Here is a 12132-nt window from a genome sequence, read left to right as displayed (position 1 = left end):
GTCACTGGTGGGGCGGCAGGAATTGGTGGTGAAATAACCACTGTCCTAACCCAAAGAGGCGCATCTGTTTTAGCGGTAGATATTGATGACGCTGCCGGTCAGCAGAAAGTTGACAGTAATCCTGATCATATTGCATTTCTTAAGGGCGACATCTCCAAACCCTCAGTTGCTGAAGAAGCGGTAAAGATGGCTGTTTCAAAGTTTGGAAAACTTACGGGTGTGGTAAATAATGCACACGCCTCCAGACAAAAGCCTTTAATGGAGCTTACCGAAGAGGATTGGTCTTTATCTATGGGTACTGGCTTAAAAGGAACTTTGAACTTTATGAAAGCCGCCTATCCAGAACTTAAAAAAACAAAAGGTGCTATCGTTAATTTTGGCTCTGGTGCCGCGCTTAATGGTCAAGAAAACCAAGGCAGTTATGCGGCTGCCAAAGAAGCGATTCGAGGGTTATCACGAGTGGCGGCAAACGAATGGGCAAAAGATGGCATTCGTGTCAATATTGTTTGTCCATTGGCATTAACCGAAGGTGTGGCAAACTGGAAGGAAGCCTATCCTGAGCAGTACGAAGAAATCGCTAAAAAGAATCCCATGAATCGTTTTGGCGATCCCAAGACTGATATCGCACCAGTAGTGGCGTTTCTTTTAAGTGAGGATAGTCAATATATGACTGGTCAAACGCTGATGGCAGATGGTGGTGATATTAAATTAAGATAAACGTTGTATAGCTAATATTGGACAAACGATTTTCTAGCAGTCGTTTGTCCTTTTTTTTGTAATCTAGGGCGTGGCATCACGCTTTAATAAATAAAAAACTGACTCTTTTAAGTCTTGCTCACTGGTTATGATAGTGTGTTCAAGCTCAATAGGAGTTAAGAATTTTATATGCTAAAGTTCTCGTCTCGGTCTAACCAAGATACTTTTAATCTAAAAAAATATGATTGCTTCTTATATGTTTGTGACTCTAGTGATAGTTAGCATTTACGTAGCGCCTGTTTTAATTATACTTTTAATCGTACTTATCACGATGAATACGATTAAGACAAACAAAAATATTGTTGAGACAATTAAAGTTTTATAAAAAATTCTTGCTGTTATATTTGTTTTGGATTTGATGGTTCTTTCATACATATGGGTCAATATTGGTAGGTTTTAATAGCCTATACCCCAAGGGAACCACCTATTTCACCCTTAAAACCTATTAACAGACCACTTAAAACAGACTGCTATAATGGAACCACTTATAACAGACTAGCCAAACATACGCCACATTATCCAAAACAGTCCTGCCATAACGATAGCAATGACTAATAGCCTCTTTGCCCAATAAGGAATAAGCGGTTTTTTATAGCCCAAATCATTAAGCTGGCTGTCAACGCCGTCTTGTAGACTTTGAAAGCCTTGCTCAGAGGGCGTGCTTTTGACTTTACTTCTAATCAATTGCTCAGGCTCTTCTTGCACTTGTTCTCTATCAAAGCTAAAAGCTTGGCTTGGGATACCTTGTTTGTTGGCGATAGTCGTGAGGGTTTGCTGCTGCTTGTTCTTTAGCGCAAGCTCGTAAGCATCTATGCGAGATTTGGCGGCATCCATACTGATATTTTCATCAGCGGCCAAGGTTTTAATTGCCTGCACCAAATTGCCTTTTTCGACCATCATCATCACAGCTTTTGGCAGTTTTTTATTGGCGGGCGTAGAGCCTGAATCAGAGTCGAACATGACAGTCCTTATTTGGGTGAGATACTAGGTAGGTGAGGGTATTATAACCATTTTATCGCCGCAAAATTCAAGCAAAAAAATACCGCAACCATTAGCATGTCTGCGGTATTTTCATAGCGCTTAGCGAATTTTAATAAAAAATTGCCATAAACGCTTGTTTAAATTATCTAGGATAATTTATAGGTCTTTCCAGCGTTGAATAGACTCTTTGATGACTTCTTTAGCTTCTGCGACGTCACCCCAAGATTCGACCACCGTTGTACCGGCTTTTTTAAGGTCTTTATAGTGGCTAAAATGGAACTGTAATTGGTTGATTAGTTGCTTTGGTAAGTCTTCTAGACTATTGTAAGTATTGCCTGTATCACGGTCATCAGCTGGTACGACGACGATTTTGTCATCGACTTCGCCATCATCAACGAATTTCATCACGCCGATAACTTTCGCTTTTAAGAAAATGCCAGTAGGCAACGGCTGTTCTGTGATGATAAGCGCATCTAGCTCATCGCCATCTTCATCAAGGGTTTGCGGGATAAAACCGTAGTTACAAGGTTTGGCAAAAATCTGTGGATCAACACGGTCAAGCTCAAAAACTGCCAATTCGCGATTCCACTCAATTTTATGGCTGCTACCAGTTGGGATTTCTACGACCACATTAATGATGCCACCATCGACGTCGCCTGCGTCCAAAATTTTATTAAAATCTGCCATAAATTGCTCCAAGGTACTTTTGTTATGAATGCTTCAATGATAAAGGGTTAAGGGTTGGCGCGCTAAGGTTATTGCTGCGTCCAATTTGTGCGCCTGCGATTATAACAAGTTTGACTCAAATTTTCTCACAATGCTTAAGTCTAAGCGTGCACGATATTATGCAAAAAAGGATTATGCAAAAACAGTAATTAAAAACTATTTAGGAGCGAGGGCACGTAATTGGATATGTCCAGCATGACGCTTGGCAATATTATCGATAAGTTTTTGGGTCACTTGCTCATAGCTTAAACAGTTGGTCATTGCTGGTATAGATTGCTCTGCTGCCTGCGCTGCCAGTTGTTTATCCTGCGCTTGCTTATCCATGGCGGCAAAGTCAGCCAGTCGTAACATTTGCATGCCCGCATAGCCGCACGGATTAATGGCATTAAAGGCGGATAAGTCACAATCTAAATTAATCGCAACGCCATGATAGCTAAAACCATGCTTGATTTTGAAGCCAAGTGAGGCGATTTTACCCAGCATAATGGCGTCATCGGCCGGAAGCTCAGTGACTGGTTGAGCCTTATCATTGCTGGCAGTATTCAGATGGCTATATAAGTAAACCCCCGGCGCATCACGGCGGGCATGGGCGCTGATAAGACTGCTATTAGACGCGTGGCTTTTTAGGCAGTCATTGACCACATCTTCAATGGCTTGCTCGGCGTGCGATACCATGTTGCGCACACTCCAGCCCAAACTTTCCAAATCAAATAACCAATAGATAACCAGCTGTCCATGCCCGTGCCATGTCACCTGACCGCCGCGATCAGTCTTGATAATCGGCGTATTGGTACGTTGTAAGATATGCTCTTCTTTACCGGCTTGTCCAAGCGTATAGACATCATTGTGATCGACAATCCAAAGCTCGTCAGGCGTACGTAGACCTTGCTCTTTTTTCAGTGCGATACGCGCTAACGTACGCGATAGCATAGCATCAAGGGTAGGGACGTAATCAGCAGCTGAAAGCGATTTGCTGATCAGCATATCATTGAGAGGTTGCGCGGTATTTTGCATGAGAGTGATTGTCTTATGGTTTTGTTATTAAGAAACGTGCTTATTATTGGTATTTAGTGTAGCAGTTTTAACATTTGTGCCCAAATCTAAATGTTGCTATTTAATCTACGAATTAATTGTCAATGCTGCGTTAAAGATACTGTTAAATTGCGGCAATATAATCCTTGTCTGACACGTATTTCATACAAACCCAGTAGTCAATCAAAGGTGCTGTTCATTGATTGGACAATGCGCTACATTAAACGGCATTGAATAAAATAGTGTTTAGCAGCATTGAATGGAATCTCAGGCGCTTTTCGTACTTTAGCGACTGCTTATTTTAACGACCATACATTTAGAGTCCTAAATCGATAATAGCGTACTGACTCTAACGCTTATAACAAGGAAGATAAATGACTGATAGTAATCAAAATACACCCTCTCAAAATGAGCCTATGTCAACCAATCAAGCTCAAGAACCAAATCGTGCCCATAATGCAGATGAGTCTCTTAGTATCATTAAAACTGTCGCTGATATGCAAGCGCAATTTGCGCGCTTACAAAAGCTGAGTCGCACGCAGCCTATCAATGATTGGGCAACGCGTGAAAATCAACTCGACAATTTAGAGGTGATGCTGAGCGATAATCAAGAGCTGCTTGCCAAAGCGATTAGCGCTGATTTTGGTTATCGCAGTGAGTCTGAAACCCAGTTTGCTGAGCTATTTCCAAGCTTTACCGGTATTAGCCATGCCAAAAAGAATGGTAAAAAATGGATGAAGCCGCAGCGCGTATCGATTTCAGCGCTTTATATGCCAGCTCATAATGAGATTCAGCCGCAGCCGCTTGGCGTGGTCGGTATTATGGTCCCTTGGAATTACCCGCTATTTTTAGCAGTCGGACCGATGATTGATGCGCTGGTAGCGGGCAATCGCATTATGATTAAGATGAGCGAGGCGGCACCGCAATTTGCTCAAACCTTTGCTGAGACTATTTCGCGTTATTTTTCACCGGATATGGTTTCTGTGGTGATTGGCGAAGTTGAAATTGCTGAAGCCTTTAGTAAACTGCCTTTTGACCATTTATTGTATACCGGCTCGACCGCGGTCGGCAAAAAAGTCATGGCGGCGGCGGCACCGAACTTAACGCCCGTCACCCTTGAGTTGGGTGGTAAGTCGCCGGTTGTCGTTTTAGAAGGTGCTAATTTAGAAAACGCTGTCAATCGCGTGATGATGGGTAAAACCCTTAATGCGGGTCAAACCTGTATTGCGCCAGATTATGTATTGGTTCAACGTCAATATCATGAGGAATTTACCCGTCTGGCAAAAGAGTGGATGGAAAAGCATTATCCCAATATTGCAGACAATCCTGATTACTCGCACATCATCAACGGCGAGCAGTTTAAACGCGTCAAAGGCTATCTCGATGATCTAGAAGATGACCATATTCATCAGTTGACGGATGCAGATGCTGATCACGACAGCCGCCTGATGCCGCCAGTGATTGTCAAAGAGCCTGCGCCTGATAGTGAGCTGATGCAAAACGAGATTTTTGCGCCGATTTTGCCCTTGATGCACTATGACACTCTCGATGATGCTATTGATTTTATCAATGAGCGTCCACGCCCGTTGGCGCTCTATGTCTTTGGTGACAACAGCAGCGAGATAGATCAGGTGCGTAACAATACGGTGTCAGGCGGTCTGTGTATCAATGAAGTCATCATGCATGTGGCGCAGCATGACTTGCCGTTCGGCGGGGTTGGGCACTCAGGTACGGGCGCTTATCACGGCAAAGCGGGTTTTGAGCGTCTTAGTCATATGAAGCCGGTATTCATACAATCGAAGCTCAATGGTCTTAATATTTTATTACCGCCATACGGTGGATTGTTTAAAAAAGCCATGGCGCTATTTCTGAAATAATAATACGTCCTAACAACATGTTCAGCATAACAAACAATAGCATCTACTCAGGTAGGTGCTATTTTTTTACCTAAAAGTTAGTTGTTCAAGATAAGGTATTTAAAACAAGTTATTAAAAGCGGATTATTTAAAGCAACTCATTCAAAAAAAGTCATTTGAATAAACATTTAAAAATCTTTAACTAAAGTTAATGAGCATTTGTCATCTTGTCGATAAATCGCTACACTTTGTAGAGCGCCTTAATAAATCTATAGTTAATGTTAGGCGCTCTATAAGCAAATAAATTAATAATAAACAACAGACTTTAGGTGTAAAAATAAGCTTTACTAAACTTAGAAATAATTTCAAGAATAATAACGATAAATAGGATCTGCCGTGCGCCAATGGATTGCCTCTAGCTTATTATTAATAAGCTCGCTCATCTTATCTTTACCCGTATCCGCTGCTGTATCAAGTTGTGCTGCGCCGATTAAATTTGGCGCGCTCACGTGGGAGAGTGGGCAGTTTACCACTGGGGTATTAAAATATATCACCGAAAATGGCTATGGCTGTCAAGTGACCGAGGTGCCAGGCGCCGGTCCAGCGCTTGAAAATGCCTTGCTGCAAAATGATATTCAGGTCATCGGTGAGCAATGGATAGGGCGCTCGCCGATTTTAGAGCAAGCTATCGAGGACAAAAAGGTGGCAATCATTGGCGACACGCTTGAGGGCGGTGCGACCCAAGGATGGTATGTGCCCAAATATGTCTTAGAAGAAAATCCAGGTCTGCGTCGTTATCAAGATTTGCCCAAATACGCTGAGTTATTTAAAGATCCTGAAGACCCGCGTAAGTCGCGCTTTATGAACTGTCCGTCAGGATGGGCATGTGAGATTTTTAATACCCGTTTATTAAAAAATACGGGTTTAGATAAGACCTTTAACAGTGTCCACCCCGGTACTGGCGCTGCGCTCGATGCCGAAATATCCTCTGCTTTTGAACAGCATAAACCCTTATTGTTTTATTACTGGCAACCGACTGGGCTCATGGCAAAATACGACTTTGCGCCATTAGAGTTTCCCGCGCACGATGACGCCTGTTGGCAAGATTTATTACTTGCTAATGGCACCTCTGACTGTATCTCAGGTTTTCCTGTTTCTCCTTTGAGTATCGCGGTATCGACGCCTTTTATACAATCTAATCCTGGGCTGACCGATTTTTTTAAACAAGTTAACTTTACCCCTGACCAGCTCAACGGCGCTATTTTAGAGATGAGTGAAAACAAGCGCAGCGGTGATGAGCAAGCGCTGGTATTTTTACGTCAAAATCCTGATGTTTGGCAGACGTGGATAACGCCAGAAGCGGCGCAGAAGATGGCAGCGAAACTTGGCATTAGTCTGAACGGTAGCACTTTATCAAATAACGCTGCATCAGATAGGTTAGAAAACAACAATACAGCTAACTTGTTCGGTCTGTCTTCAAGCTTTCCTTCGTGGTCGCTTGATACCTCGCTCAACAAGGCTTTAGCAACTGTGGTTAGAAACTATGGCGAAGTTTTCCGTGGTATCAGTAGCGCTGCCTTGACCTATTTATTGTTGCCCATTGAACGCTTTTTAACCATTATACCGCCATGGCTAATCATTGCGCTGGTGACCGTATTGGCGTGGTTTGGCGTTCGTAAAATATGGTTTGCGCTAGCATGCGGCGTCGGATTATTTCTAATTGGTGCGTTTGGACTATGGAGTGCGTTGATTGATACCTTTGCGCTGCTTATCGTATCAGTATTGGTCACGGTGGTGGTTGGTATTCCAATCGGTATTGCCATGTCTGGTAGTAAAATCTTGCGTAAAATTATCACACCGATACTCGATGTGATGCAGACCATGCCAAGCTTTGTCTATTTGATACCCGTGCTTATGTTATTCGGCATTGGTAAAGTACCTGCGCTATTTGCCACCATTATTTATGCCTTGCCGCCGCTGATTCGGCTGACTACTTTGGGAATTACCCAAGTCAATCATGAAATGGTCGAAGCAGGGCGCTCGTTTGGTAGCACGCATTTGCAACTGCTGATTTGGATTAAATTGCCGCAAGCGCTGCCGAGCATCATGGCAGGTATCAATCAAGCGGTAATGATGTCGCTCTCCATGGTGGTGCTGGCTTCTATGATTGGCGCGCCGGGTCTTGGTGAAGATGTGCTGCAATCGATTCAAACGCTCAATATCGGTCAAGGCTTACAAGCAGGCACTGCTATTGTCATCGTCGCCATCATTATTGACCGTATTACGCAGGCCTTTGGGCAAGGAAAACGCGCGCGGCAAAAAACCATTGATGCGGGCAGACGCCCAATTGGTTAATGATGAATCATAAAAATAAAAAATGAGAGCTACAATGAATCATATTCAATTAGAAAATATCAGCAAGATTTATAATGCCAATAGCTCGCAAGCGCAGTCGGCCTTGGCGTTATTAGCAGAAGGTATGGACAGCATTGCCGTCAAAAAGCAGACTGGCTATTCGGTCGGTCTTTATGATATCAATTTAAGCGTTAAAGCGGGCGAGCTGCATTGTATAATGGGCTTATCAGGCTCTGGTAAATCAACCTTGATACGCCATATCAATCGTTTGATTGATCCAACCAGCGGCAAAATTTGGGTGGATACTGCTATTAATGCTAAACCGTCTACAGCTAACACCTTTTCTAATGCTACGGATGCAAGCAAAGAGCAGTTATTGGATGAAAAAGGAAAATCTTCTGCTATTAATATCCTAGCGCTCAATAATAAAGAGTTACAGCATTATCGCCAGCAAACGGTCAGCATGGTGTTTCAGCATTTTGGTTTGGTGCCTCATATGACGGTGCTACAAAACGTCGCTTACGGTTTGCGTGTGCGTAAAATGAGTACCAAGGAGCGCCACGAGGTCGCAAGTTATTGGCTCAATGAGGTCGGGCTACCCAATCTAGAACGCAGCTATCCTGATGAGTTGTCTGGCGGTATGCAGCAGCGGGTAGGACTAGCTCGGGCGTTGGCGACCGATAATCCAATATTGCTGATGGATGAGGCATTTTCCGCACTTGATCCACTTATTCGCGCGCAGCTACAAGATCAGTTGCTTGATTTACAAGAACGGCTTAATAAAACCATCGTCTTTATTACCCATGATATCGATGAGGCGGTCAAAGTTGGTCAGCGTATCAGTATTTTAAATGGTGGGCGGCTGGTACAAACTGGTAGCGCCACTGAGTTACGCAACAATCCCGCTGATGATTATGTGGCGCAATTTATGGGTGCTAAAAGTTAACTATCTTATAGTCTTAATCTAACTGATATTAACTATTAAATGTCTTATTAAGTAATTGATTAGTTTCGTAATATTGATTTTTTATTATTTTATCCTCATATAAATATAATCGCCCATTAATAATTGCTCACATCATTTCTTTGTAGCCACTTGTGTATATCACTACTCTTACGGCGTTGTTAAAAAAGTGTAGCAACCGCTTATTTACTATTAAAGTAAACTCCATTAGCGATGTATACTATTAAGATAGTCTAATGTCGTTATCATTCTTTTTATTTTCATATATCTCGCAATCTATTTGCTTTCACTAACATTCATTCTGATTTATTGCTTTTGAATACGCTTGATAATTATTAATTATTAAGCGGGTGCACGTAATATTTTGTGAAAAGGATCCTTCATGCTACCTGATAAACAAGATAATAAGTCTCATAATACCAATCGCTCTGATAAGGGCAGCAATACTCATGATTTAGCGACACAGTCACCGCGAACAGCTGCGCGCTGGTTAAAAAACGTCAGTGCTTTTGGGGTAACGACGGTGTTAAGTGCAGGGATTTTGGTTGCTTGCGGGCAAATGAGTAGCGCAGAAAACAATGCTAAGAGCAATGCTAATGCCAGTAGCCAAAATAGCGGCGTGAAAAGTTCACGGGATATGCTACCATCCGATATGCTTGGGCAAATGCAGGCGTTACCGCAATTGACCAAGGGTTTGGGCGATACAGGCGCGGCCGTCATTGACCCCAATAAACCTACTTTAATTAAATTTTGGGCAAGCTGGTGCCCGCTATGTCTAGGCACGCTTGCAGAAACCGAAGAGTGGCGTACCGATCCTAAGTTTGCCGGTTTAAACCTTGTTACCGTTGCCAGTCCCGGTCATCTCAATGAAAAAGCAGAGAGCGATTTTAGGACTTGGTATGCAGGCGTGCAAGCTGATTATCCTAAACTACCCGTATTATCAGACGCTTCAGGCAAGATGATTAATAAGCTTGGCGTGCAAGTGTATCCAAGCTGGGCGATACTCGATAAAAAAGGCAATTTGGTGCATTTGGTCAAAGGTAATATATCAGCAGAGCAAGCCTATGCCCTTGCTGAAAATGCTGATAATGACTTTGCCGAGCTAAAAGCGGGTAATGCCAAACCGGCAAACGCTCAAGCATTGAATAACAACAGTAAGATTGAGACCATCAAGCAAAAAGATGGCGTTTATTATAACGATAAAGGTAAGGCGATTAATACGCGCTCAATCTACTTGGCTGGTGGCTGCTTCTGGGGCGTCGAAGCTTATATGGAGCGTGTCGAAGGGGTGGTCGATGCGGTCTCAGGCTATGCCAATGGCGACACAGCCAATCCAAGCTATGAGCAAGTGATTCGCGGCTCAGGTCATGCCGAGACGGTTAAGGTTACTTACGATGCCGATAAAACCGATCTTGATACGATTCTAAAATACTACTTGCGCGTGATAGATCCAACCAGCCTCAATAAGCAAGGCAATGATCGCGGCGTCCAGTATCGTTCGGGCGTTTATTACACCGATAAAGCAGATAAAGCGGTGATTGATGCGGCGCTCAAACGTATCCAAAGCCAGTATAAACAAAAAGTCGTGGTAGAAAATAAGCCTTTAGATAACTTCTATTTAGCTGAAATGTATCATCAAGATTATTTGGCAAAAAATCCAAATGGCTATTGTCATGTCGATTTAAGCCTTGCTGATGATAAACCAGAAGGCACTGCGCGAACCAAGCTTGCACCGGTCAGCACGGTTGCTGAAACTTTAGATCCCAAACGCTATGCAAACTTTGATAAAGGTGCGCTAAAAAATACCCTAACCAAAGCCCAGTACAATGTCACCCAAGAGGCAGCGACAGAACGTGCGTTTAGTCATGAGTATGATGATTTGTTTGCGCCAGGGATTTATGTCGATGTGGTGAGCGGTGAACCGTTGTTTTTATCCACCGATAAATACCAATCTGGCTGCGGTTGGCCAAGTTTCACCAAGCCGATCGATAAACAGGTGATTACTCAGCATGAGGATACTGCCTTTAACATGGTGCGTACTGAGATTCGCTCGCGGGTCGCGGATTCACATTTGGGGCATGTATTCCCTGATGGCCCAAAAGACCGCGGCGGACTGCGCTATTGTATTAATGGCGGTGCACTACAGTTTATCCCAGTTGATGTGATGCCACAGTCTGGCTATGGGCCGTTGGTAAAATTGGTAAAGCCTGCAAAACCTTAATGATTAATATTGATGATTAAACTCATAAAGAGACGTTAAGCTGATGCTTGGCGTCTTTTTTATGGCTGATATTCCAAACTTATAGATCAGAGTAAAAGGATGGATACGTTTATTATCGTTGTATTTTTGCTGTTATAAGCCTTGAGTTATGAAAAACGGGGCAAACTTCGTTATACTCAAAATCTGAACCTTTTTTATTATTAACATTTTGATAACTTTGACATCTTGATAACTATTGCTACCTATTTCGTCGCTATATTTTTTAGCGGCTTTTCATTTTTGCATTTAAGGCTGTAACATGACCGTTACTCAAACTTCTAAACCTTTTGAACCTATTATTACCTCGTTATTGGATAACGACTTATATAAATTTACCATGCTACAAGCCATGCTGCATCAGTTCCCGCAGACCCATGGCGTGTACCGTTTTCGCTGCCGTAATAACGAAGATACGCTTTATCCCTTGGCGGATATCAAAGAAGATTTAGAGCAACAGCTAGACAGCTTGTGTGAATTGCGATTTTTAGAAGATGAGCTGGAATATTTACGCGGATTGCGTTTTATGCGTTCAGACTTCGTTGATTATCTAGAACTATTTAAGTTAAAGCGCCGTTTTATCACCGTTAGCACCGATTGTTTATTGATATCGAAGGGCCGATGATTCAGGCAATGTTTTTTGAAGTATTTGTCCTAGCCATTGTTAATGAGCTATATTTTAGTGCCTTATCTAATGCCAGCGTCATTGAGGAAGGGCAGCGCAGGTTGGATGAAAAAGTTGAGTTATTGCACCAATATGCCGTAAAGCAGGAAAAATATGATAATAATACACCGCCACTTATCGTAGCCGATTTTGGTACTCGTAGACGTTTTAGCAAAGTCTGGCAAGCGCATGTGGTTGAGACTTTGCATAATGCTGAACCGAAAATCGTCAGTGGTACGTCAAACGTTTATTTAGCAAAAAAACTTGGCATGACGCCGATAGGAACGATGGCACATGAGTTTATGCAGGCATTTCAGGCATTGGATGTGCGTTTGCGTGATTCACAAAAAGCAGCGCTTGAAGCGTGGGTACATGAATATCGTGGCGATTTGGGTATTGCGCTGACCGACGTCGTTGGTATGGATGCGTTCTTACGCGACTTTGATTTGTATTTTGCCAAGCTGTTCGATGGTCTGCGTCATGACAGCGGCGACCCGTATGTTTGGGGTGATAAGGCCATTGCCCATTATAAGAAATTAAA

The 12132-nt window shown here is 42.9% G+C and carries 8 protein-coding genes and 1 pseudogene; 6 read left to right on the top strand and 3 right to left on the bottom strand.

Annotation, left to right across the window (positions count from 1 at the left end):
* On the top strand, positions 1-717 hold a 717-nt coding region (locus V7D75_RS12805), incomplete at its 5' end, for an SDR family NAD(P)-dependent oxidoreductase (protein WP_333614860.1).
* Positions 718-1251: 534 nt separating this feature from the next.
* Here V7D75_RS12805 and V7D75_RS12800 read toward each other — a convergent pair.
* The 3 genes from V7D75_RS12800 to V7D75_RS12790 all read right to left on the bottom strand — a co-directional run bounded on the left by V7D75_RS12800 (position 1252) and on the right by V7D75_RS12790 (position 3477).
* Entirely contained in the window at positions 1252-1716 is a 465-nt protein-coding gene (locus V7D75_RS12800; RefSeq protein ID WP_333614859.1) for a hypothetical protein, read from the bottom strand.
* A 177-nt stretch (positions 1717-1893) separates the two neighbouring features.
* Complete coding sequence (locus V7D75_RS12795) at positions 1894-2424, bottom strand: inorganic diphosphatase (RefSeq protein ID WP_333614858.1); 531 nt, start codon at positions 2422-2424, stop codon at positions 1894-1896.
* A gap of 195 nt (positions 2425-2619) precedes the next feature.
* A complete protein-coding gene (locus tag V7D75_RS12790) occupies positions 2620-3477 on the bottom strand; it encodes a lipoyl protein ligase domain-containing protein (protein ID WP_333614857.1) in 858 nt (285 codons plus the stop codon).
* Between the two features lie 434 nt (positions 3478-3911).
* Here V7D75_RS12790 and V7D75_RS12785 point away from each other — a divergent pair, with 434 nt between their 5' ends.
* The 5 genes and pseudogenes from V7D75_RS12785 to pncB form a co-directional block, all read left to right on the top strand.
* A complete protein-coding gene (locus V7D75_RS12785) occupies positions 3912-5372 on the top strand; it encodes a coniferyl aldehyde dehydrogenase (RefSeq protein WP_333614861.1) in 1461 nt (486 codons plus the stop codon).
* A gap of 375 nt (positions 5373-5747) precedes the next feature.
* Positions 5748-7706 carry a glycine betaine ABC transporter substrate-binding protein gene (locus tag V7D75_RS12780; RefSeq protein ID WP_333614856.1) on the top strand — a complete coding sequence of 653 codons (1959 nt, stop codon included), beginning with the start codon at positions 5748-5750 and terminating at the stop codon, positions 7704-7706.
* 34 nt (positions 7707-7740) lie between these two features.
* Positions 7741-8652, top strand: coding sequence for an ATP-binding cassette domain-containing protein (locus V7D75_RS12775; RefSeq protein WP_333614855.1), 912 nt, complete (start codon positions 7741-7743; stop codon positions 8650-8652).
* Between the two features lie 400 nt (positions 8653-9052).
* The gene (msrAB, locus tag V7D75_RS12770; protein WP_333614854.1) at positions 9053-10891 is read left to right on the top strand and encodes a bifunctional peptide-methionine (S)-S-oxide reductase MsrA/peptide-methionine (R)-S-oxide reductase MsrB; all 1839 of its coding nucleotides are present in this window, start codon (positions 9053-9055) and stop codon (positions 10889-10891) included.
* A 298-nt stretch (positions 10892-11189) separates the two neighbouring features.
* Positions 11190-12132 (top strand): annotated as a pseudogene (gene pncB / locus V7D75_RS12765) (nicotinate phosphoribosyltransferase); the annotation flags it as partial.

The sequence above is a fragment of the Psychrobacter sp. genome, from assembly GCF_036731945.1.
Lineage (GTDB): Bacteria > Pseudomonadota > Gammaproteobacteria > Pseudomonadales > Moraxellaceae > Psychrobacter.
This window is presented reverse-complemented; position numbering and strand designations above follow the sequence as displayed.

Coding starts and splice junctions, on each gene's coding strand:
- V7D75_RS12800 (WP_333614859.1), bottom strand. CDS start 1,716: ATGTTCGACTCTGATTCAGGCTCTACGCCCGCCAATAAAAAACTGCCA.
- V7D75_RS12795 (WP_333614858.1), bottom strand. CDS start 2,424: ATGGCAGATTTTAATAAAATTTTGGACGCAGGCGACGTCGATGGTGGC.
- V7D75_RS12790 (WP_333614857.1), bottom strand. CDS start 3,477: ATGCAAAATACCGCGCAACCTCTCAATGATATGCTGATCAGCAAATCG.
- V7D75_RS12785 (WP_333614861.1), top strand. CDS start 3,912: ATGTCAACCAATCAAGCTCAAGAACCAAATCGTGCCCATAATGCAGAT.
- V7D75_RS12775 (WP_333614855.1), top strand. CDS start 7,741: ATGAATCATATTCAATTAGAAAATATCAGCAAGATTTATAATGCCAAT.
- msrAB (WP_333614854.1), top strand. CDS start 9,053: ATGCTACCTGATAAACAAGATAATAAGTCTCATAATACCAATCGCTCT.